This window comes from Pedobacter sp. AC212 (assembly GCF_979258625.1).
The window spans coordinates 4,681,204-4,703,799 of sequence record NZ_OZ409870.1 but is presented as its reverse complement, the minus strand read 5'-3'; the positions used below and the strand labels follow the sequence as shown (position 1 = coordinate 4,703,799).

The 22,596-nt window shown below is 38.6% G+C and carries 19 protein-coding genes, 1 tRNA gene and 1 pseudogene; 9 read left to right on the top strand and 12 right to left on the bottom strand.

What is annotated here, in order from left to right:
* Positions 1–58: 58 nt before the first annotated feature.
* From leuC to atpD, 10 genes and pseudogenes are all read right to left on the bottom strand, one after another.
* Positions 59–1,480 carry a 3-isopropylmalate dehydratase large subunit gene (leuC, locus tag ACZZZC_RS20155; RefSeq protein WP_463483766.1) on the bottom strand — a complete coding sequence of 474 codons (1,422 nt, stop codon included), beginning with the start codon at positions 1,478–1,480 and terminating at the stop codon, positions 59–61.
* Between the two features lie 86 nt (positions 1,481–1,566).
* Positions 1,567–3,048 (bottom strand): ketol-acid reductoisomerase, encoded by a 1,482-nt coding sequence (gene ilvC / locus ACZZZC_RS20150; protein WP_463483765.1) that lies wholly within the window; start codon positions 3,046–3,048, stop codon positions 1,567–1,569.
* A 240-nt stretch (positions 3,049–3,288) separates the two neighbouring features.
* Positions 3,289–3,747, bottom strand: a complete 459-nt coding sequence (locus ACZZZC_RS20145; protein WP_463483764.1) for a DinB family protein — start codon at positions 3,745–3,747, stop codon at positions 3,289–3,291.
* A 79-nt stretch (positions 3,748–3,826) separates the two neighbouring features.
* Positions 3,827–4,465 carry an acetolactate synthase small subunit gene (ilvN, locus tag ACZZZC_RS20140; RefSeq protein ID WP_056851585.1) on the bottom strand — a complete coding sequence of 213 codons (639 nt, stop codon included), beginning with the start codon at positions 4,463–4,465 and terminating at the stop codon, positions 3,827–3,829.
* 89 nt (positions 4,466–4,554) lie between these two features.
* Positions 4,555–6,306, bottom strand: a complete 1,752-nt coding sequence (ilvB, locus tag ACZZZC_RS20135; protein ID WP_463483763.1) for a biosynthetic-type acetolactate synthase large subunit — start codon at positions 6,304–6,306, stop codon at positions 4,555–4,557.
* Between the two features lie 21 nt (positions 6,307–6,327).
* Positions 6,328–6,851, bottom strand: a pseudogene (locus ACZZZC_RS20130) (ORF6N domain-containing protein).
* 102 nt (positions 6,852–6,953) lie between these two features.
* Complete coding sequence (gene ilvD / locus ACZZZC_RS20125) at positions 6,954–8,636, bottom strand: dihydroxy-acid dehydratase (RefSeq protein ID WP_463483761.1); 1,683 nt, start codon at positions 8,634–8,636, stop codon at positions 6,954–6,956.
* Positions 8,637–8,709: 73 nt separating this feature from the next.
* Entirely contained in the window at positions 8,710–9,600 is an 891-nt protein-coding gene (locus ACZZZC_RS20120) for an aminotransferase class IV (protein WP_463488044.1), read from the bottom strand.
* A 564-nt stretch (positions 9,601–10,164) separates the two neighbouring features.
* Positions 10,165–10,410 (bottom strand): ATP synthase F1 subunit epsilon, encoded by a 246-nt coding sequence (atpC, locus tag ACZZZC_RS20115; protein ID WP_231425138.1) that lies wholly within the window; start codon positions 10,408–10,410, stop codon positions 10,165–10,167.
* 115 nt (positions 10,411–10,525) lie between these two features.
* Positions 10,526–12,028, bottom strand: a complete 1,503-nt coding sequence (gene atpD, locus ACZZZC_RS20110) for a F0F1 ATP synthase subunit beta (protein WP_463486283.1) — start codon at positions 12,026–12,028, stop codon at positions 10,526–10,528.
* A gap of 161 nt (positions 12,029–12,189) precedes the next feature.
* Between atpD and ACZZZC_RS20105 the strand changes: the two genes are divergently transcribed.
* The 6 genes from ACZZZC_RS20105 to obgE all read left to right on the top strand — a co-directional run bounded on the left by ACZZZC_RS20105 (position 12,190) and on the right by obgE (position 16,244).
* Positions 12,190–13,098: an SDR family oxidoreductase gene (locus ACZZZC_RS20105; RefSeq protein ID WP_463488043.1), complete on the top strand. Its 909-nt coding sequence runs from the start codon at positions 12,190–12,192 to the stop codon at positions 13,096–13,098.
* Positions 13,099–13,256: 158 nt separating this feature from the next.
* Positions 13,257–13,721: a redoxin domain-containing protein gene (locus tag ACZZZC_RS20100; protein WP_463483758.1), complete on the top strand. Its 465-nt coding sequence runs from the start codon at positions 13,257–13,259 to the stop codon at positions 13,719–13,721.
* Between the two features lie 167 nt (positions 13,722–13,888).
* Positions 13,889–14,131: a GIY-YIG nuclease family protein gene (locus ACZZZC_RS20095; RefSeq protein ID WP_463483757.1), complete on the top strand. Its 243-nt coding sequence runs from the start codon at positions 13,889–13,891 to the stop codon at positions 14,129–14,131.
* Positions 14,122–14,195, top strand: a tRNA-Arg gene (locus tag ACZZZC_RS20090). Before ACZZZC_RS20095 ends, ACZZZC_RS20090 begins: the two co-directional genes overlap by 10 nt.
* A gap of 316 nt (positions 14,196–14,511) precedes the next feature.
* Complete coding sequence (locus tag ACZZZC_RS20085; RefSeq protein WP_056851595.1) at positions 14,512–15,081, top strand: adenylate kinase; 570 nt, start codon at positions 14,512–14,514, stop codon at positions 15,079–15,081.
* A gap of 167 nt (positions 15,082–15,248) precedes the next feature.
* A complete protein-coding gene (gene obgE / locus ACZZZC_RS20080; protein WP_463488042.1) occupies positions 15,249–16,244 on the top strand; it encodes a GTPase ObgE in 996 nt (331 codons plus the stop codon).
* A 257-nt stretch (positions 16,245–16,501) separates the two neighbouring features.
* On the opposite strand, the gene ACZZZC_RS20075 is transcribed toward obgE, so the two are convergent.
* Positions 16,502–17,245, bottom strand: a complete 744-nt coding sequence (locus tag ACZZZC_RS20075) for a YdcF family protein (protein WP_463488041.1) — start codon at positions 17,243–17,245, stop codon at positions 16,502–16,504.
* Positions 17,246–17,292: 47 nt separating this feature from the next.
* Positions 17,293–17,658 (bottom strand): YtxH domain-containing protein, encoded by a 366-nt coding sequence (locus ACZZZC_RS20070; protein WP_463483754.1) that lies wholly within the window; start codon positions 17,656–17,658, stop codon positions 17,293–17,295.
* Positions 17,659–18,094: 436 nt separating this feature from the next.
* Here ACZZZC_RS20070 and ACZZZC_RS20065 point away from each other — a divergent pair, with 436 nt between their 5' ends.
* The 3 genes from ACZZZC_RS20065 (at position 18,095) to ACZZZC_RS20055 (ending at position 22,391) form a co-directional block, all read left to right on the top strand.
* Positions 18,095–18,475, top strand: coding sequence for an OsmC family protein (locus tag ACZZZC_RS20065; protein WP_463488040.1), 381 nt, complete (start codon positions 18,095–18,097; stop codon positions 18,473–18,475).
* A 91-nt stretch (positions 18,476–18,566) separates the two neighbouring features.
* Complete coding sequence (locus tag ACZZZC_RS20060; protein WP_463488039.1) at positions 18,567–19,817, top strand: DUF2130 domain-containing protein; 1,251 nt, start codon at positions 18,567–18,569, stop codon at positions 19,815–19,817.
* A 438-nt stretch (positions 19,818–20,255) separates the two neighbouring features.
* On the top strand, positions 20,256–22,391 hold the full coding sequence (locus tag ACZZZC_RS20055) for a glycoside hydrolase family 97 protein (RefSeq protein WP_463483750.1): 2,136 nt from the start codon (positions 20,256–20,258) through the stop codon (positions 22,389–22,391).
* Positions 22,392–22,596 lie beyond the last annotated feature (205 nt).

Sequence of the window (22,596 nt, the reverse complement as noted above, 5' to 3'; positions counted from 1 at the left end):
GCGAGGTACGAAGCAATCTCTCATGTAAAATAGATTGCTTCGTGCCTCGCAATGACGACTAGGTTAGGCCACCTTCTACCGGTTCAAGCATTTCTCTAACATCCGTGATCACGCCGGTTACGGCAGCGGCAGCAGCTGTTAGCGGACTGGCCAGTAACGTTCTGGCATTCTGTCCTTGTCTACCTTCAAAATTTCTGTTCGATGTAGAAACGCAATATTTTCCAGCTGGAATTTTATCTTCATTCATCCCTAAACAAGCACTGCAACCTGGTTCACGTAATTGGAAACCTGCTGCTTCGAAAATTTTGTCTAATCCTTCGTTTTTAGCCTGTTGCTCTACTTGTTTAGAGCCCGGAACAATCCAAACCGTTACGTTATCCGCTTTGCGTTTATCCTTTACAAAATCAGCTACTTCGCGTAAATCTTCTATACGAGAGTTGGTACAACTTCCAATGAAAACATAATCAACAGGTTTTCCAATTAACGACGCATCATCATCAAAACCCATGTAATCTAACGCCTTTTGATAAGAAAGTTTTTCTTTCTCAGGTTGAGCATTGGTTGCAGGGATATGTTCTTGAATTCCCATTCCCATTCCCGGATTGGTTCCGTAGGTAATCATTGGCGCAATATCTGCTGCATCGAAAGTTAATACACTATCGAATTTCGCATCAGCATCGCTATATAAAGTTTTCCAATAAGCCAAAGCTTTATCCCACTCTTCGCCAGCTGGCGCAAATTCTCTTCCTTTAATATAATCGAAAGTAGTTTGATCTGGTGCAATTAATCCACCTCTGGCACCCATTTCTATGCTCATGTTGCAGATCGTCATTCGGGCTTCCATACTTAAAGCTTCAATTGCAGAACCCGCATACTCAATGAAATAACCCGTGCCACCAGCTGCAGAAATTTGAGAGATGATGTAAAGGATAATGTCTTTTGCACCAACACCTTTTCCTAATTCGCCGTTAACCTCAATTTTCATGGTTTTAGGTTTTGATTGCAATAAACATTGCGTTGCAAAAACCTGCTCCACTTGCGAGGTTCCGATACCGAAAGCAATTGCGCCAAAAGCACCATGTGTTGAGGTGTGACTATCTCCACAAACCATCGTTTTTCCTGGTAAGGTAATACCCAATTCAGGCCCGATTACGTGGACAATGCCTTGAAAAGGATGACCTAAGCCATACAATTCAATCCCAAATTCTGCACAATTTTTGGTCAGCATATCTACCTGGTATCGAGAAAGCTCTTCTTTAATTGGCTGTAACTGGTTTAAAGTTGGCACGTTATGGTCGGCAGTTGCCACCGTTTGTTTCGGACGTAAGACAGGCAAACCTCTTTTGCGCAGACCATCAAAAGCCTGCGGAGAAGTTACCTCGTGTATTAAGTGTGTATCAATGTATAAAATATCAGGAAATCCCTCTTCGCTTTTTACAACGTGTGCATCCCAAATTTTTTCTACTAATGTTTTTGACATCTTGTTAATCTTTTTTAAACCTCGCAGGTTTTTAAAACCTGCGAGGTTTGGTTTTGTATTTAAAACCCCCTTCAGGGGGTTGGGGGTTATGCCGTTTTAATCGCTTTCATAGCAGTCATCGCTTTACGCAAAGTAGCACCAATTTGTTCTACCTCATGCGAGCGGATAGCCTCGTTAACATCAATTAATTTTCGATTATCTACAGCACCATCTTTACCGTCGTTAAAGTTTTTACCCACTAAATCAGTATCCACTTTTTTCATGAAATCGGCTAATAGTGGTTTACAAGCCTGGTCGAATAAATAACAACCATATTCAGCAGTATCAGAAATTACACGGTTCATTTCAAATAATTTCTTACGAGCAATGGTGTTAGCAATAAGAGGTGTTTCGTGTAAGCTTTCGTAGTAAGCACTTTCTGGTTTAATCCCTGCTTGCACCATTGTTTCGAAAGCCAATTCAACACCTGCACGAACGAAAGCAACCATTAATAAATAATTGTCGAAGTATTCTTGCTCACCGATTTTAACATCGCCAGCAGGCGTTTTTTCGAAAGCCGTTTCACCAGTTTCAGCTCTCCATTTCAACAAATTTTTATCACCAGCAGCCCAATCTTCCATCATCGTGCGGCTAAACTCACCACTCATAATATCATCCTGGTGCTTTTGGAATAAAGGACGCATAATGTCTTTCAATTCTTCGGAAATTTCGAAAGCCTTGATTTTAGCAACATTGCTTAATCTGTCCATCATTGCAGTAATACCTCCTTGCTTTAGAGCCTCAGTAATTACCTCAACACCATATTGAACCAATTTGGATGCATAACAAGCATCGATTCCTTTCTCTACCATTTTATCGAAAGATAGGATAGAGCCAGTTTGCAATAAACCACAAAGGATGGTTTGCTCGCCCATTAAATCAGATTTAACCTCAGCCACGAAAGATGATTTTAAAACACCAGCTCTGTGCCCGCCAGTGCCTACGCAATACGCTTTAGCCTGTGCTAACCCTTTACCTTGAGGATCGTTTTCTGGATGTACAGCAATTAAAGTTGGTACACCGAAACCACGAACATATTCTGCTCTAACCTCGCTACCTGGGCATTTTGGTGCCACCATAATAACCGTTAAATCTTTACGGATTTGCATGCCTTCTTCCACAATGTTGAAACCGTGCGAGTAAGATAACGTTGCACCTTCCTTCATTAAAGGCATAATTGCGTTTACAACGGCAGTGTGTTGTTTATCTGGTGTAAGGTTAATTACCACATCGGCAGTTGGAATTAACTCCTCGTAAGTACCCACTTTGAAGTTGTTTTCGGTGGCATTTTTCCATGAATCTCTTTTGCCTTCAATCGCCTCTTTGCGCAATGTGTAGCTTACATCTAAACCACTATCTCTTAAATTTAAACCTTGATTTAAGCCTTGAGCACCGCAGCCAACAATCACCAGCTTTTTGCCTTTCAAAGCGCTAACGCCATCTAAAAACTCGTTGCTATCCATGAAATCGCAAACACCCAGTTGGTTCAATTTTTCTCTTAGAGGTAATGTGTTAAAATAATTTGACATCGTTTTTGTTATTTATTTTATGGTTCTATTTTCTAATAATATTATTGTCAAGTCCGTGGTTTCACGAAACAGTTTTTCTTTTCGGAATAATTGACCGATATGTTATGTGCGGTCGTCATTGCGAGGAACGAAGCCATCCTATAACTATCGCTAGGTTTTAAACTATCGCATTAAGATTGCTTCGTTCCTCGCAATGACGAGTGTGTTAGCTTTCGTCTTTTCGCTAACCCTAAACCCTTTCTACGCTTTCTTCAGTGCCCAGGCATATCCGTAATGCACATTATCGTGTCCTATAGTGGTAACCAGCACTTCTTCTATGCTTTTCATCTCTGCTCCATAGGTGGAAGTTGAAAAAGGCGTGATGTTTGCAAAAACGCCATTCGCATAATCTTCTTTTATCTTTTCAACGCTATCAAGTGCTAAAGCTTTTAATTCCTCAACTTCTTCCATCGTTACAGTGTATGTTGGCCGAGTGTCTTTCTTGTAGAATTCGTTAAACTTTACCGAGCTTGTATCTGCCAAAATACCGCTACGTACATAGCAAAGGGTTTGTGTGCTCACTACAATGTGCCCGAAATTCCAAATGATATTGTTGTTGTAACCTTCAGGGATTTCATTCAATTGCTCAATCGTTAAGCCATCTATTAACTGAATAAAGGCTTTGCGTGACGTATTTATAAAATCAAATATTTCGTTCATTTTTTCTATTGTTTTAGGTTTTAAGTTATACGGTTTACGTGCTGAACTTATAACTTACAACTTCTAACGTCGTATTCATTTACATTGTAAATATCTTCTCGCCTTTATCTAAAAACTCATTTTCTACCAGTTCTTCCCCGGGTTCAAAGGCCTCAAATTCTTTCAGTTTCTCGTGGAAACCAGCGCTATCTTTAATAATCGCAACCCTTGCAGAACGTACAAACTCAATCAGTTCGTAAGGCTCAAGTGCTTTCACTAGCGCATCGGTTTCTTCTCTGTGGCCAGTTACGGCAAAAACGGTATAATCTTTACGGATTACCACGGCACTTGCGCCATATTGTCTAAGCAAACGTTCTACGGTTACTTTTTCCGCAATTTCATCTGTAGAAACCTTGTACAGGGCTAGTTCCTGCCAGATAATTTCTTCATTGGTATTGAAATAGACTTTCAGAACTTCAATTTGCTTTTCAATTTGACGGGCAAGTTTCCGCACCACTTCATAACTTTCGGTAATGACGATGTTGAAACGGTGGATACCATCGATTTCGGAAGCAGAACTATTTAAACTTTCGATATTAATTTTTCTTTTCGAGAAAATAATCGCAATCCTGTTTAATAAACCAATGCGATTTTCAGCATACACGGTGATGGTGTACTCTTGCTTCCCGTCGATATCAGCTTTATCTATTGTATGTTGTATTGTATTTTCAGTACTCATGTTTATTGGATTAAGGATAAAGGAACAAGGATAAAAGACATCATGCCTTTTTTTATCTTTATTCCTTGCTCGTTGTTCTTTTATCTTAACTATTTCAACCTAATTTCACTTACGCTCATTCCTTGTGGAACCATTGGGAAAACGTTATTTTCTCTTCCAACCATCACTTCTAAAAGGTAAGAACCTTCGTGATTGATCATCGTTTCCAAAGCTTTTCTTAAGTTGGCACGTTCATCAACTTTATCGGCCTCGATGTAATATGCTTTAGCCAGGGCCACAAAATCAGGACTGGTAATGTTTACAAAAGAGTATCGTTTATCGTGGAATAATTGTTGCCATTGGCGAACCATTCCTAAAAAGCGATTATTCAAAATCAAAATTTTTACTGCCGCACCAAACTGCATAATGGTTCCCAGTTCCTGTGGTGTCATTTGGAAACCTCCATCACCGATAATTGCGATAACCGTTTTATCTGGCGCACCATATTTTGCACCAATTGCGGCCGGCAAGCCGAAGCCCATGGTACCCAAACCACCAGAAGTGATGTTGCTGCGGGTATTATTAAATTTGGCATAACGGCAGGCAACCATTTGGTGTTGACCAACATCGGTTACGATTATAGCATCGCCGCCGCAGATTTCATTGATATTACGCAATACTTCGCCCATAGTCATTTCATCACTTGTTGGATGAAGCTCTGGCGTAATGACCTGGTCTATTTCTTGCTGATTATAATCTTTGAATTTCGCTAACCATTCTTCGTGTTTGCTTTCATTAACAAGATTGGTTAATAGGGGTAGGGTTTCTTTACAATCGCCCCAAACACCTACTTCTGCCTTTACATTTTTATCAATTTCAGCAGGGTCGATATCGAAATGAATTACCTTTGCCTGTTTGGCATATTTGTCTAAACGGCCAGTTACGCGGTCATCGAAACGCATTCCAATCGCGATTAATACATCACATTCATTAGTCAAAACATTCGGACCGTAATTGCCATGCATCCCAAGCATACCCACATTTAATGGGTGTGAAGTTGGAATTGCGCCATCACCCATGATTGTCCAGGCAGCTGGGATGCCAGATTTCTCAAGAAACACTTTGAACTCTGCTTCCGCTTTGCCTAAAATAACGCCCTGTCCGAATAATACAAATGGTTTTTTTGCTGCATTGATTAATGCTGCCGCTTGCTCAATATATTCAACCCTAACTTTTGGTTTTGGGCGATAAGAACGGATATGATTACATTTTACATATTCAGGAAATTCCTCAACCTGTAATTGTGCGTTCTTAGTAATGTCAATTAAAACTGGTCCTGGTCTGCCACTTTTTGCGATATAAAATGCTTTAGCCAAAACCTCCGGGATCTCTTTAGCATCGGTAACCTGATAATTCCATTTAGTAACGGGGGTTGTAATATTAATCACATCCGTTTCCTGAAAAGCATCGGTTCCCAATAAATGTGCAAAAACCTGCCCAGTGATACAAACCAAAGGTGTACTATCAATTTGCGCATCAGCCAAACCAGTAACTAAGTTTGTAGCACCCGGACCGCTCGTCGCGAAGCATACGCCTACTTTTCCACTGCTTCTGGCGAAACCTTGAGCCGCATGAATGCCACCTTGCTCATGGCGAACCAAAATATGTTCTAATTTGTCTGCGTAATCGTAAAGTGCATCGTAAATTGGCATGATAGCGCCGCCCGGATAGCCGAAGATGGTGGTTACGCCTTCTTCAATTAATCCATTCAACAAAACCTGCGAACCTGTTCCTTTGAATAAAGTTTTTGAAGCTTCTGCTTTCGCCTCGGTTTGTTGTATCGTATCTTGTGCAGTTTCCATAATTATGTTTTTACGGTTCTATTATTCTTTAATTTTATACCCAATCCGCTCCCTATCTTTCCATTTTAATTGAGCAATTTTTTCGTCGAGCATGTTATCCATTGCATCGTAGAGTTCGCTTAATTGAACATCATGCTCTCCAAGTCGCTCTTTAATTTCAAGTAGCTGTTCATTAATATTGCTTTGTTTTAGCAAAATTTTGCGAATATCTACAAATGCTCTCATAATGGCAATGTTCATATTAATTGCCCTTTCACTTCTCAAAACCCCACTTAGCATGGCTACACCCTGCTCTGTAAAAGCGTATGGTAGGTTCCCACGGTGTTTTTGGGAACCGGTCACAATTTGTGACCGGTTCATTATCACAATCTGTGAGGACGGGGTAATTTCATTTGAGGTTTCAATTTGAAACCTCAAATTTCCCCACTCTTCTATTGTTAATTGAAACATAAAATCTTCCGGAAAGCGTCGTATGTTACGCTTAACCGCTTGATTCAAAACTTTGTTTCAACTTCATAAAGCAAAGCTAAATCGAAATCTAACATTACTCTTTCACCCCGAATCATATAAATTCTACTTTGAATGCTCTTAATAATCTGCATATCTTTAAGTTTAATATTGATTTATAGTCGGGATGACCTCAAAATTTAATATTCGTCAGTTACACAACCACTTGCTGCATCTGATACTGTTTTAGCATATTTATAAAGCACGCCTTTTGTTACCTTTAGTGCCGGTTGCACATATCTGCTTCTTCGCTCTGCGATAATCTCATCGCTTACCTGGAGACTGATAATGTTATTAACGGCGTCGATTAAAATCGGATCATTATCTTCAACCAAACCAATTAAACCTCCTTTATAAGATTCTGGCGTGATGTGACCTACTACAAAGCCGTGTGTTCCACCAGAAAAGCGACCATCGGTAATTAAAGCAACCGATTTACCTAAACCCGCACCGATAATGGCTGAAGTTGGCTTTAACATTTCAGGCATACCTGGAGCACCAACTGGGCCAGAGTTTTTGATTACAATTACATCACCCGGTTGAACACGACCGCTAGAAATACCAGCAATTAAATCATGTTCACCGTCAAACACACGTGCCGGACCTTCAAATTTTTCGCCCTCTTTACCAGAAATCTTTGCAACTGAACCTTTCTCCGCTAAATTTCCATAAAGAATTTGTAAGTGACCTGTTGGTTTGATTGGTTCACTTAGTTTCTGAATGATTTTCTGATCATAATCCATAATTGATTTCACATCAGCCAAGTTTTCAGCCATAGTTTTTCCAGTTACGGTCAAGCAATCGCCATGTAACAAACCTTCATTCAATAAGAATTTCAATACTGCAGGAATGCCACCGTATTGGTGTAAATCTTGCATCAGGTATTTTCCACTTGGTTTAAAATCAGCTAAAACCGGAGTTACATCGCTCATTCTCTGGAAATCATCCTGGGTAATTTCAACTCCGATAGCTTTACCCATTGCAATAAAATGTAGTACTGCATTGGTGCTTCCTCCTAAAATAATGATCGAACGGATGGCATTTTCAAATGCCTTCCTCGTCATAATATCAGATGGTTTGATATCTTTTTCTAATAATATCTTGATGTATTTTCCGGCATCTAAACACTCTTGCTTCTTCTCCGGACTAATTGCCGGGTTTGAAGAGGAATAAGGCAAACTCATACCTAACGCTTCGATAGCTGACGCCATGGTGTTTGCAGTGTACATTCCACCACATGCACCTGCGCCCGGACAAGTATGTTTTATAATTCCCTGATAATCTTCTTCAGATAAATTACCACAGATTTTTTGTCCTAATGCTTCAAATGCTGAAACTATATTTAATTCTTCGCCTTTATAATGTCCTGGAGCAATTGTTCCGCCGTAAACCATAATTGATGGACGATCTAAACGGGCCATAGCCATGATTGCTCCCGGCATGTTTTTGTCACAGCCTGGAATGGAGATAATTCCATCATAATATTGTCCACCGCAAATGGTTTCGATACTGTCAGCAATTACATCGCGACTAACCAATGAGTAACGCATCCCATCTGTTCCGTTACTCATCCCATCACTTACGCCAATGGTATTAAAAACCAAGCCCACTAAATCATTTTTCCAGACCCCTGCTTTAACATCTTTTGCAAGATCGTTAAGGTGCATGTTGCAGGTGTTGCCATCGTAACCCATACTAGCAATTCCGACTTGTGCCTTTGCCATATCTGCATCGGTTAATCCGATTCCATATAACATAGCTTGTGCAGCAGGTTGTGTTGGGTCTTGTGTAAATGTTTTACTGTACTTGTTTAATTCGCTCATTGTTTAGTAATTGGTGGTAATGTTGTAATGTTTTAAGGTTGTAATGTTTTGCAATCTGTCTAGATACTTGATACTAAATAATCACCTCGTAGTTTACTTTTTCTAGCACAAGGTTTTTATAAGCTCTTTGTATGGTATAACCGATAGATTCTCTCCACAGAGTGCGGAAAACGATATCGTCAATAGAGGCAATACCTGCAATTTCGGTGGCAGTACCACATAGGAAGGCGCTATCCGCATTTTTCAAATCTTCAACGGTCAATTTTTTCTCGATGCATTCGATATCTAATACACTACAAAGTTCTTTAACCGTTGCCCGGGTAATGCCTGGTAAAATATTACCCAACGATGGAGTGTATAATTTTCCATCTTTCTCTAAGAAAATGTTCGCACCCGAAGATTCTGCAACAAATCCATGCATATCTAACAGTAGCGCATCATCATAGCCCTTTATGTTGGCCGCAGTAGTTGCCAAAATAGAGTTTACATAGTTTCCACTTAACTTAGCCTCCATCGGAGTCGATTTCGGGTTTGGTCTTTCGTAATCGGAGATGGTGAGCTTTAAAAGTTTATTCCCTGAATAAGCTTCCCAATCCCAGGCGCAAATCAGTATCGAAACCCCACTTGGTCCAGTCAGTTTCATGTTTGGATGGCAAAAAACCAACGGACGGATATAGGCATCCTTAAGCTTATTTAAAGAAAGAAGCTTGTAGGTTTCTTTAATTAATTCTTGTTTATCCCATGGGAAAGGAATATTTGCCAGCTGGCAAGAACGCTCTAAACGGTCAAAATGGGCAGCGGCTTTGAAAATCCGATTTCCATTGTGCGTTTTATATGCTCTGATACCTTCGAACGCCGCATAACCATAGTGTAACGACTGGCCATAAAGGTCGGTGCCACTATCTACGGCTTTTTCGAACCTTCCATCAAGATAAATAATCGTATTAGAATTGTAGTACTTCATAATACTGCGTTTTGTTATTTAAAAAAAGCGTCCTGTTTGTATCAGGACGCTTTAGGTATATTTAGTTTTTTAAATCTATTTAAAAGCTGCCCGTCTTCTTTCCTAAAATTAGGAGTAGGAGGTTTAGAATAATGACAAATAACAACACAATATTTCCGCCCGCATTTGCGGTGCTGATTTTGAAAAGATTGTTGTTTTGAATTGTCATTATTTTCTGATGCTTTATAAATACCAATTTAGTTTTTGGTTCATTAATATGCAAGCGAAATCAGAAAAAAGTTAAATAAGAACAATATTTTTAAATTTTATGTTTAAGCAGAATGTTATTCTTTATAGAAACGGAATTAGTGATTTAATGCCGTTGGTGGTATACCGAATATCAAAACGGTATACGGTATGTTTGTTATGCTTGCATTGTAAAATTTACTATTTTCTTCCTAAATGTGACTTATGGTTGGAGAAATGTTCAAATTCTAAGCAGTAACTATAACAAAAAAGCCTTCCCGAAATTAATCGGAAAGGCTTTCTATAATGATGCTAAAATAAATTCAGCACTAATTTTATTTAAGCAATACCTTCAGCCAAAACAACAATTTTGTTGTGGATGGCTTCAACAACACCGCCTTTTATGAAAAAACGTTGCTCATCGGCTTTGCCAGCTTTGATAATAACTTCTCCATCTTCTAAAGTTGAGATGATCGCCGCATGGTCTTTCAAAATCTGAAAAGAACCTAAAGTACCCGGAACGGTAACTGCTGTTACTTCACCTTCGAAAACTTTTTTATCTGGAGTTAATATTTCTAAATTCATTTCTTTAGTAGTTAGTATTTAGTAACTAGTAATTAGACTAGTTCGCTAAATAAATTATTGAGGTAGTACTTAGGCTAGAGACCGTATCTGTATACTAAGTACTAACTACTATATACTAATTAGCTTCTGCCAATAACTTTTTACCTTTTTCAATAGCATCTTCAATGCTACCAACTAAGTTAAATGCAGCTTCTGGATACTCATCAACTTCACCATCCATAATCATGTTGAAACCTTTGATGGTATCTTTAATATCAACCAACACACCTTTTAAGCCTGTAAATTGCTCAGCTACGTGGAAAGGTTGAGATAAGAAACGTTGCACACGACGAGCTCTTGATACTACTAATTTATCTTCTTCAGATAATTCGTCCATACCTAAAATCGCGATGATATCTTGTAATTCTTTATAACGTTGTAAAGTTTCTTTAACGCGTTGTGCAGTGTTGTAATGCTCATCGCCTAAAACAGCAGGAGAAAGGATACGTGAAGTAGAATCTAATGGATCTACCGCCGGATAAATACCAAGCTCAGCAATTTTACGAGAAAGTACTGTAGTTGCATCTAAGTGGGCAAATGTTGTTGCCGGTGCAGGGTCAGTTAAATCATCCGCAGGTACATAAACAGCCTGTACAGATGTAATTGAACCACGTTTAGTTGAAGTAATACGCTCTTGCATTAAACCCATTTCAGTTGCCAATGTTGGTTGGTAACCTACTGCAGATGGCATACGGCCTAATAAAGCCGATACCTCAGAACCTGCCTGAGTGAAACGGAAGATGTTATCAACGAAGAAAAGGATGTCTTTTCCAGCACCTTCGCCATCACCATCACGGAAATATTCTGCAACTGTTAATCCTGATAATGCTACACGAGCACGTGCACCAGGAGGCTCGTTCATTTGACCGAAAACCAATGTTGCTTTAGATTCTTTTAATTTTTCAGTATCAACTGCTTTCAAATCCCATCCACCTTTTTCCATTGAGTGTAAGAAATCGTCACCGTAGTTGATTACGCCTGATTCTATAAATTCACGAAGTAAATCGTTACCCTCACGAGTACGCTCACCAACACCTGCGAATACTGATAAACCAGCATAAGCTTTAGCGATGTTGTTTACCAACTCCATAATTAATACCGTTTTACCTACACCAGCACCACCGAATAAACCAATTTTACCACCTTTTGCATAAGGCTCTAATAAATCGATTACTTTAATACCTGTGAAAAGTACCTCAGTTTCAGTTGATAAATCTTCGAACTTAGGAGGAGTAGCATGGATCGGACGACCGCCAGTTTTATCTACAGCAGTAATACCGTCAATCGCATCACCTACTACGTTAAATAAACGACCTTTAATTTGATCGCCCACTGGCATTTTAATCGCTGAACCAGTATCAAGTACCTTCATTCCACGAACTAAACCATCAGTAGAATCCATAGAGATTGCACGTACGCGATCTTCGCCTAAATGCTGTTGAACTTCTAAAACAATTTTTTGTCCATTTTCTTTTGTTATCTCTAACGCATCGAAAATTTTAGGTAGATGGGCATCATCAGCAAAGCTAACGTCAACCACTGGGCCGATAATTTGTGCTATTTTTCCTAAGTTAGGCATATCTGTTGTGAGTAAATTTATTACAGTCAATGAATTAAAGCTGTTTGTAAGGGCTCCAATTCGGTTGGCAAAGTTAAGTTATTATTAGTAAATTTTAAATATATATTACAAATTTTTCTTAGGCGATTTTAATGGGTAGTTTAGCGGTATAAAATCAATCGATGAAAACAATTTTAACTACCGGTAGCAATGGACTTTTAGGTCAGAAATTAACAGAAAAAATTTTGACAGAGGGTAGGGTGAGGTTAGTAGCCACATCAAAAGGTATAAACCGTTATCCAGTCAAAGCCGGCTATGAATATACTGAAATGGATATTCTCAATCCGCAACAGGTTGAAGAAGTTATAAATAAATATCAGCCAGACGCCATCATTCATACCGCGGCAATGACCAATGTAGATACCGCCGAAGCGGATAAAGAGTTGTGTTATCAATTAAATGTAGTAGCGGTTCAAAATCTTTTATCGCTATGCGAAGAAAAAAATATCCAATTGATTCATTTAAGTACCGATTTTGTTTTTAATGGGGAAGAAGGGCCATATAAAGAAGCTGATCCGGTTAACCCCGTGAGTTATTATGGCGAATCGAAAGTTTTGACCGAAGAAATAATTAAGAAATCGACAGCAAATTGGGTAGTCATAAGAACGATTTTGGTTTATGGCATTACCAGTGATATGAGCAGAAGCAACATTGTATTGTGGGCAAAGGGGGCATTGGAGAAAGGTTTGCCAATAAACGTTGTAAATGATCAATGGCGAATGCCAACCTTAGCTGAAGATTTGGCGGAGGCTTGTTTGTTAGCTGTTGAAAAAAAAGCCAAAGGAATTTATCATGTATCTGGCAAAGATTACATGAGCATTGCAGATTTAGTGCGAAAAGTTGCCGATTATTGGGCATTGGATCAATCGGTTATTTCAGAAGTAAGTTCTGTCGGCTTAAACCAAACGGCGAGGAGACCAATGAGAACCGGTTTTGTATTAGATAAAGCGATAAACGACTTGGATTACCGGCCGCATAGTTTTGAGGGAGGTTTGAAGATCGTGGATGAGCAGATGAAAATTAGAAAGTAGGGAATAGGAAATGGAAAATAGAAAAACGGGGGAGATGGAAATTAGGAAATAGACAAATCCGTAAGCTCTTTCTTTTCGAAACTTTGTACCGCAATTTATCAGTTAGCCAATTTATTCCAGCAATTCAAACAATTAAACAATTTAACAATAATAAATATATGTCATTACAAATAGGCGATCAGGCCCCAGATTTTAAATTATACAGTTCAGATTTAGCGGAAGTGTCTTTATCTGCATTCAAAGGAAAAAAAGTAATCATACACTTCTTCCCGATGGCTTTTACGGGTACGTGTACCGAACAACTTTGTACAATGAGAGACAATTTCAGTTTCTACGAAGGAATTGATGCGCAAGTTTTAGGAATTTCTGTAGATTCTCCATTTTCTTTAGCCAAATTTAAAGAAGTGCAAAATTATCAGTTCCCGTTATTGTCTGATTTTAATAAGGAAGTATCTGAATCGTTTGGTGCTATCTACCCAGAATTTGTGTTCGGTTTAAAAGGCGTTTCCAAAAGAGCAGCTTTTGTGATAGATGAGGAAGGAAAAATAGCTTATGCTGAAGTTTTAGAAGACGCCAAAGATTTGCCTGATTTTAAGGCGATTGATGATGCTTTGAAAGCTTAATATTCTGTAACGCTAAGTTTATTTGAGATTTTTTTTCAAAATTATTTTGAATTTAAATCTCAAATCTTACCTTTGCAGTCCGTTAACAAACGGAAATGCATTTGTACCTGCCTGCCGGCAGGCAGGGCTCAATTAAAAAACCCCTGAAATATTTAAACTGAGTAAATGTGAGTTATTTCGCATATGTATTACGAAGTTTAAAAGTTAAAAGGCGTTATATTGGGATGTCAGAAAACCCTGATAATAGACTTTTACAACATAATGCAGGTTCAACTAGGTCGACGAAGGGTGACAGACCTTGGGAATTGATTTATAAAGAAGAATTTGAAACTCTTCAAGAAGCCAGAAGTAGAGAAATCTTTCTCAAATCAGGCAGCGGCAGGGAGTTTTTAGATAGATTGCATTTGTAGCTCAATTGGATAGAGCATCTCACTACGGATGAGAAGGTTTGGGGTTCGAATCCCTACAAGTGCACTTAAAGAGGATCTCGAAATGAGATCCTCTTTTTTTATGTTCAATTTTTTATAATGAACTAGTCTTGTTTTGAGAATTGCATAAAAATCTGCTAGAAATTCTGCAAAGATTCCCTAAATCATAAGATTCTTCGCAAAATAATTTAGATAGGTTTCAAATTGCCTTGTTTTTCAAATAAATTCTCAATTATAAAACTCATCCAAATTAATAATGATATATTTGCAGCCTTGAAAGGCAGCGCTTTGTGCGATTTTCATGATTAGTTGATGTCTTGTTGTCAAGACTGTTTATTTTAAAGACAACCTAAACCACGTTAATGCTTAATTTAGTTCTCTTTGGCCCTCCAGGGGCGGGTAAAGGCACCCAATCTGAAAAGCTGATTGCAAAATATCAGTTGGTACATGTTTCAACAGGCGATCTTTTTAGAGCACACGTTAAAGGTGAAACAGAATTAGGAAAAAAAGTTAGTCAATTGTTAGCAGATGGAGAGTTAGTTCCTGATGCAATTACAATTGCCATGCTTGAAGAAGAAGTAGATAAAAATCCTGATGCAAAAGGTTTCGTATTTGATGGTTTTCCTCGTACTGTTCCTCAAGCAATAGAACTCGATTTATTTTTAGAACGTAAAGGAAGCAAGATTGCTGGAGTTATTGCTTTAGATGTTGATCAGGTGGAGCTTACCAAACGCATAGCTGAACGTCATAAAACAAGTGGCAGACCGGATGATGACGCGGAAAAGTTAAAAAAACGGATCTCAGAATACTTTGAAAAAACAATCCATGTTTTGCCTTATTATGAAGAACAAGGAAAGTTGAAAAAAGTAAACGGCATTGGAGAAATTGAAAATGTATACAATGATCTTTGCGCAGTAATTGATCAATTTTAAAGGATAAAAATATAAATTTTAACATCCGCAAAAATAACAGTTGTTGTTTTTTGCGGATGTTTGTTTTTTAGCGATTTTTGTAAATCAGATTCGTTAAATACAATAATACAACAAGAGTTCATCGATTTTTTTAGTCTAAAATCGTCAATCTAAAATCTAAAATCAATATGTCACAGGGTTCGAATTTCGTAGATTATGTAAAAATTTGCTGCCGTTCTGGTAAAGGAGGAGCTGGTTCAGCACATTTACATCGTGATATTTTGACTTCTATGGGCGGACCGGATGGCGGTGATGGTGGTCGTGGCGGCCACATCATTGTAAAAGGCAGCGTTCATATCTGGACATTATTACACCTCAAATACCGTAAGCATATCATTGCCCAGGATGGTGGTGCCGGCGGAAGTTCACACAAATTCGGCAAGCAAGGTCAGGATGAAATCCTCGAAGTGCCTTTGGGAACAATTGCTAAAGATGCTGAAACCGGAGAGGTTCTTTTTGAAATTACTAAGGATGGGGAAACTAAAATTTTAACTGCTGGCGGTCGTGGCGGTTTAGGAAATGCACATTTCAAAAACGCGGTACAGCAAACTCCACGTTTTGCACAACCTGGCGAGCCAGGAAAAGAGGTTTGGAATATCCTTGAACTGAAAGTTTTAGCAGATGTAGGATTAGTTGGGTTTCCAAACGCTGGAAAATCTACCTTGTTGTCAGTGGTTTCGGCTGCTAAACCAGAAATTGCAGATTATCCGTTTACCACAATTGTTCCTAATTTGGGTATTGTAAGTTATCGCGGAGGCAAATCTTTCGTCATGGCCGATATTCCGGGAATTATCGAAGGCGCCTCAAAAGGTAAAGGTTTAGGATATCGTTTCTTGCGTCACATTGAACGTAATTCGGTGTTGTTATTTATGGTTCCTGCAGATACCAGCAGAACTATCAAAGAAGAATACGAGATTTTAAAAAGTGAGCTTCAATCTTATAATCCTGAATTAATGCAAAAACCACACGTTTTGGCCATTACGAAATCTGATATGTTGGATGAAGAACTTATGGCTGAAATGAAACAGGATTTGCCAGAGATACCGTCGATTTTTATCTCTTCAGTGGCACAAAAAAACCTATTGGAGTTAAAAGATATGCTTGTAAAAGCGATTGAAAGTTAAGGGTTGAAGGTTGAGAGTTGAAAGTTAAGGGTTGAGGGTTGAAGGTTGAAGGTTGAAGGTTGAAGGTTGAAGGTTGAAGGTTGAAGGTTGAAGGTTGAAGGTTGAAGGTTGAAGGTTGAAGGTTGAAGGTTGAAGGTTGAAGGTAATTTGGGCATACAAGTTACATTGTTTAGTTCGCAACCTGTCTATCTAAATTATTTTTTGGGTACTTCAGTATTTTGAAAGGATAAGTTATCCATATCATATTAATATCAAGCCTAACTTCTTAGCCGGTCTACTACACATCCAACCCATTCTTTCAAAATAAATTGCCAATAGCTTAGCGCATCTGCGTTAGGCATGTAATAGTCAGATATATCATATTTTTCCTTGCCGATATAATCTGTTGGGTAATAAGCCAATTGCTTATTAAAAGCTTTGTCAAAAATCATTTTTGAACGCGGAATGTGCCATGCACTGGTGATTACCAAAACGGTTGCGTCCCGTTTATTTTTGTTGATCAGTTCGACACTATATTTTGCATTCTCAATCGTATTCTTGCTTCTATTCTCAATCAAAACGGATGAGTCTGGTATCCCAATCTGTTTTAGATACTTCGCTACATAATCGGCTTCAATAGATTCTTTGCCAATCAGTTTTCCGGAACCACCACTAATCAGGATTTTTTTGATTACACCCGTTTTAAATAAATAGATAGTTTGAATAAGCCGATCTCCACGTTCATTTGCGGCAAGTTCGCCACGTTGGGTAGATTTAGAAAAACCACCTAGTAATATCCCTATATCATATGTCTGATATTTAGGATAAGTGGGTTCATAAACGTTGTATATTTTTCCGATTAAAAAACTGTTCGAAAAAACAAAAAACAGTAAGGCTGCCAGTATAAAAAGTATCTTCTTTCGCCGCTCTTTTCGCGTAAAGATTGAAAATAATAATATGGCGAAAACCCAAATAATGGGTTGCAGAAGAAAAAGTAATAATTTTGAAAGAATAAATATCATAAAGCAAAATAACCTCTCAAAATTAAGGTTATTTTGCTAATTGTGCGTTATCCCTGGCCATCCTGAACCTGCCCATTATCATGCGCATGCTCTAGAATTTCCTTAATGTCTGATTTCGGTTTTTTGGTTACCGTATGTTTATAATGCGGCACTTCATGTTCAACAATATCGTTTTCTATTGCTTCTACACCAAAAACCTTTTCCTTTAACAAGTTATATTTATCCTGAAATCCGTAGCGTAAATTTTTTGCGCCACTGGCAATTTTACCTCTTGTTCCTGAACCACTATCTGGTGCAAATAAAATACTTACTATTGCCCCTGCAGCTAAGCCAGCCACCAATGCCAATGCAACTTGAGCGTTATTGGTCGATTTGTGGGCAACATATTTTCCGATTAACTTTCTGTATTTCATAATTATGAGCTTTTAAATTCAACAAACGCTAAGTTAATAATGTTTCATATTTTTTGTTTTGGAAAGCAATTACACCAGCATTTGGTTTACATCCATCCCGCTCTCGCTTCTGCTCCGATAAAAAATCGGGAGCATCTCGCTAAGATCGGGTTTAAGTGGCAACAGCTGTGCAGCTAGGTAAAAACCTAGCCTTTGTTACATCACCTATTAGAGATAGCGTAATAATATTGCAGGAACAGGTTTATTTTAATGGTACCGGCTAGCGTTTATAAACCTGAGAGACGCGAGCACGCAGTGTTAACCTTTCGAGGTTAACAACGAAGTAAAGCAAATGGCAGGACTACAGACCGCCAAAAGTTGGTTACCCTTCATTTTCTAATAATTATAGCGCTATGTTTAAAATAAAACGTAATATTTGAAATCAAATACATTTTAAATGGTAAAAGCAACGATAAACAAAGCGCATTATGCATGTTCGGTAACAAACGGATCTCACGAAGTGATCGTAGATGAGCCGATAGAATTAGGCGGAACACACAAAGGATTTGCTCCTAAAGGTTTACTAATGGCTTCGCTAGCATCTTGCGTGGCCATAACGTTGCGCATGTATGTAGATAGAAAGGGTTGGGCTGTAGATAAAATTGAGGTGGAAGTTAATATGGGCATTGAAAATGCGGAAGATGTTTTTTTAGAAGAAATTACGTGTACGGGCAATTTAACAGAAGATCAGAAACAAAGGCTTGAAGTTATAGCCTCCAAGTGCCCGGTAAGTAAAATATTGACCGTTGGTCATGAAGTACGCTCTAAAGTGCTTTAACGGTAACGGTGCAAAACTCGTTTCACACAATGCTAAAAAGTCTTAATATCTTTGTAGCGCTTCAGTTTTTTATGAAGTAGAAAAATTATTTATGGCCACCGAAATTAAATGTCCGAACTGTGCCCATGTTTTTCCGATGGAAGAAGCAATGGCCGAAGATTATAAGAAAGAGTTGCGTGAGAAAATGGTCACTTTTACCAAACAAAAAGATGAAGAATTTCAACGTAAACTTGCCACAATAGAAAATGAAAAGCAACTACAGCAAAAGGCTTTTGATGCAAAGCTGGTTGAAGAGAAAAACAAACTCAAGGGCGATTTAGAAGAGAATTTGCGTAAAAGTATTGCTTCAGATTATGAAACCAAACTTCAAATGCTGGAAGGTTCTGCAAAGGACAATGCCGAAAAATTAAGACTGGCACGGGACAAGGAACTTCAGTTTTTGAAACGTGAGGAAAGCTTAAAAATTAAGGAAGAGGAGATGGAATTGGCTTTCCAACGCAAAATGCAGGAGCAACGCAATGAGTTAGTAGAGCAAATTCGTAAACAGGAAGCCGAAAAAAATAGCATTAAAGATACCGAACATCAGCTCCGCTTAAAAGAGCTGGAGAAACAACTCGATGATCAGAAAAAACTGGCCGAAGAAATGAAGCGTAAGGCCGAGCAGGGCAGCATGCAGCTGCAAGGCGAAGTCCAAGAACTGATTTTAGAGGAATTGTTGCGGAGTAATTTTCCCTTCGATTTGATTGAAGAAGTAGGGAAGGGGGTTCGTGGTGCCGATTGTGTGCAGGTGGTGCGCAACAATTTCGGACAGGAATGCGGAAAAATTATTTATGAGAGCAAGCGTACGAAAGATTTTGGTGGCGACTGGATTGAAAAGCTGAAGAAAGATATGCGAAGCATGGGCGTTGATGTGGCGGTAATTGTAAGTCAGTGTTACCCAAAAGGTATGGATTGCTTTGGACAAAAAGACGGGGTTTGGATTTGCTCTTTCGAAGAAGTAAATGCAGTGGCTTATGTGCTGCGTGATGGAATTTTGCGGTTATCAAGCGCTATGAAATCGCAGGAAAATCGTGGAGATAAAATGCACATGCTTTACGATTACCTCACCGGAGCTGAATTTTCAGAGCAATGGAAAGCTATTCGTGAAGGTTTTATGAGTATGAAACTATCCATCCAAAGGGAACGTGATGCCATGGAACGTTTGTGGAAAGCACGAGAAAAGCAACTTGAAAAAGTATTGTTAAATGCAACGCACATTCGTGGCTCAATTGAAGGAATCGCCGGTAGCGATAGTATTCAGTTAAGTTTAACTGATGACGATGAAACATTGCTGTTGGATTAGTTTCAAACGTTTGTCATTCTGAACGCAGTGAAGAATCTAATGGTCTGGAATGCTAACCCGAAAAAATTTAGTTACAAAAATTAGTGGGTTAATTTTATGTAGTGCTGTTCGGTTATGGATTCTTCACTGCGTTCAGAATGACGGTAAAATAAATACGAGAATTACTAACGTAGATTCAGCAAAACGAGATGTCCAAGCGAATTATCTTGAGTCGGTCGTCACCCTGAATTCATTTCAGGGCCTTAATAAAATGGCGACTTGTTGAGAAAATCGCTGAAATAAATTCAGCATGAAGAGATGGCTAAGCGATGTGTCCTAAGTCGGTCGTCACCTCATCTCGACTGAAGCGCAGCGGAATGGAGAGAACTTTAAAAATTTCTACGAAAGGTAGAAATGACCATGCCAAATAAAAGAATTACAAAAATTAAATTATATAAAGTGAATAAAAATCTAACCAACAAATCCCTTAACCTTTATAAACTTCTGGTATTCATTTGCATTTTTCTTTTTTCCGGGAACGTTTCCGGACAGGAATTAAAATCGCCTGATGCAAACTTAGTAGCCAATTTTTTATTGACTGACGGTGGCGTACCAACCTATAGCTTAAAGTATAAAGGTAAAGAAGTAATCAAAACCAGTAAACTAGGTTTAGAATTAAAAGACGGTAAATCACTCTTAAATGGTTTTACCATTACCGATTCTAAGACCAATACCTTCAACGAAACCTGGAAACCGGTTTGGGGAGAAGTGAAAGAAATTGTAAATCATTACAACGAACTGGCTATAACTTTAACACAGAAGGAAACGAATCGTTTCATCATCATCCGGTTACGCTTATTTAATGATGGTTTAGGATTTAGATACGAGTTTCCGGAGCAAAAGAATCTTGATTATTTCGTAATCAAAGAAGAAAAAACGCAATTTGCCTTAGCAGGAGATCACAAAGCATTTTGGTTGCCGGGTGATTATGATACGCAAGAATACATTACGGTAACTTCAAATTTATCAGAAGTTCGCAGTAAAATGAAGGCTGCGGTTACACCAAATGCATCTCAAACTACTTTTTCGCCAACCGGTTTACAAACGCCTTTAATGATGAAAAGCAAAGACGGTCTGTACATCAATATTCACGAGGCAGCGTTAATCAACTATTCGTTAATGTCATTGAATCTCGATGATAAAAATATGGTTTTGGAATCTTGGTTAACGCCAGATGCGGTAGGGGATAAGGGTTATATGCAAGCGCCGTGTTTATCACCATGGAGAACCATCATCGTAAGTGATAAAGCGGCTGATATTTTAACATCGAAATTAACCTACAACCTTAACGAACCTACAAAATTTAAAGATGTTTCATGGATTAAGCCTACCAAATATGTTGGCGTTTGGTGGGAAATGATCACTGGAAAAAGTACCTGGGCTTATAACAATTTAACTAGTGTACAGTTGGGTGTAACCGATTATGCTAAAACAAAACCAAATGGTAAACATGCAGCAAACACCGCTCACGTAAAAGAATACATAGATTTCGCTGCTAAAAATGGCTTGGATGCGGTATTGGTTGAAGGCTGGAACGAAGGATGGGAAGATTGGTTTGGGAAAACAAAAGATTATGTTTTCGATTTCGTAACGCCTTATCCTGATTTTGATGTGAAAGAATTGCATCGCTATGCAGCTAGCAAAGGCATCAAAATGATAATGCACCACGAAACTTCTTCTTCTGTTCGTAATTACGAAAGACACATTGATACTGCTTATAGGTTTATGAAAGCCAATGGGTACGATGCAGTAAAGAGTGGTTATGTGGGTAATATGATTCCCCGTGGCGAACATCATTATGGACAGTGGTTAAATAATCATTATTTGTATGCCATCCAAAAAGCAGCTGAATATAAAATTATGGTAAATGCACATGAAGCGGTTCGGCCGACTGGTTTGGCCCGTACTTACCCTAATTTAATTGGTAATGAATCCGCCAGAGGAACAGAATATGAAGCATTTGGTGGGAACAATGCCGACCACACGACTATTTTGCCATTTACGAGGTTAATTGGTGGTCCGATGGATTACACACCTGGCATTTTCGAAACGAAGGTGAGTGCTTATAATCCAGAAAATAATTCATTTGTTCACAGCACACTTGCCCGTCAGCTTGCACTTTATGTTACCATGTATAGTCCGCTGCAAATGGCGGCCGATTTGCCTGAAACTTATAATAAATACATGGATGCTTTCCAATTTATTAAAGATGTGGCGGTTGATTGGGATGATACCAAAGTTTTAGAAGCTGAGCCTGGCGATTACATTACTTTCGCCCGCAAAGCCAAAGGCAAAAATAATTGGTTTGTGGGTCGCACCAATGATGAAATTGCCCGTACGTCGAAAATAGATTTCAGCTTTTTAGATGCCGGTAAAAAATATACGGCAACCATTTATGCCGATGCGAAGGATGCGCATTACGAAACTAATCCTAAAGCATATACCATTCGTAAAATGGAAATGACTAATAAAACGAAATTAACGTTGAATTGTGCGCCGGGTGGTGGTTATGCAATCAGCATCATGGCGAAGTAAGTTCAACTATGAAGAACGTTAAGTTTTTCAGTGATTTATTTCATTTCAAGTCGTTCCATTTGGAACGACTTTTTTAATGGTATTTTTTGAAAAATACACCAGCAAATTAAAATGATTTACGCAGATTATGATTTTCTGTGTGATTTATGATAGGCTTTTCGTCATTGCGAGGTACGAAGCAATCTTAAAGCGAAAAGTTTAATAG

Coding starts and splice junctions, on each gene's coding strand:
- ilvD (WP_463483761.1), bottom strand. CDS start 8,636: ATGAGCGAATTAAACAAGTACAGTAAAACATTTACACAAGACCCAACA.
- leuC (WP_463483766.1), bottom strand. CDS start 1,480: ATGTCAAAAACATTAGTAGAAAAAATTTGGGATGCACACGTTGTAAAA.
- ACZZZC_RS20145 (WP_463483764.1), bottom strand. CDS start 3,747: ATGAACGAAATATTTGATTTTATAAATACGTCACGCAAAGCCTTTATT.
- ACZZZC_RS20070 (WP_463483754.1), bottom strand. CDS start 17,658: ATGAAATACAGAAAGTTAATCGGAAAATATGTTGCCCACAAATCGACC.
- ACZZZC_RS20100 (WP_463483758.1), top strand. CDS start 13,257: ATGTCATTACAAATAGGCGATCAGGCCCCAGATTTTAAATTATACAGT.
- ACZZZC_RS20105 (WP_463488043.1), top strand. CDS start 12,190: ATGAAAACAATTTTAACTACCGGTAGCAATGGACTTTTAGGTCAGAAA.
- atpD (WP_463486283.1), bottom strand. CDS start 12,028: ATGCCTAACTTAGGAAAAATAGCACAAATTATCGGCCCAGTGGTTGAC.
- ACZZZC_RS20085 (WP_056851595.1), top strand. CDS start 14,512: ATGCTTAATTTAGTTCTCTTTGGCCCTCCAGGGGCGGGTAAAGGCACC.
- ilvC (WP_463483765.1), bottom strand. CDS start 3,048: ATGTCAAATTATTTTAACACATTACCTCTAAGAGAAAAATTGAACCAA.
- ACZZZC_RS20065 (WP_463488040.1), top strand. CDS start 18,095: ATGGTAAAAGCAACGATAAACAAAGCGCATTATGCATGTTCGGTAACA.
- ilvB (WP_463483763.1), bottom strand. CDS start 6,306: ATGGAAACTGCACAAGATACGATACAACAAACCGAGGCGAAAGCAGAA.
- ACZZZC_RS20075 (WP_463488041.1), bottom strand. CDS start 17,245: ATGATATTTATTCTTTCAAAATTATTACTTTTTCTTCTGCAACCCATT.
- obgE (WP_463488042.1), top strand. CDS start 15,249: ATGTCACAGGGTTCGAATTTCGTAGATTATGTAAAAATTTGCTGCCGT.
- ACZZZC_RS20120 (WP_463488044.1), bottom strand. CDS start 9,600: ATGAAGTACTACAATTCTAATACGATTATTTATCTTGATGGAAGGTTC.
- ilvN (WP_056851585.1), bottom strand. CDS start 4,465: ATGAGTACTGAAAATACAATACAACATACAATAGATAAAGCTGATATC.
- ACZZZC_RS20060 (WP_463488039.1), top strand. CDS start 18,567: ATGGCCACCGAAATTAAATGTCCGAACTGTGCCCATGTTTTTCCGATG.
- atpC (WP_231425138.1), bottom strand. CDS start 10,410: ATGAATTTAGAAATATTAACTCCAGATAAAAAAGTTTTCGAAGGTGAA.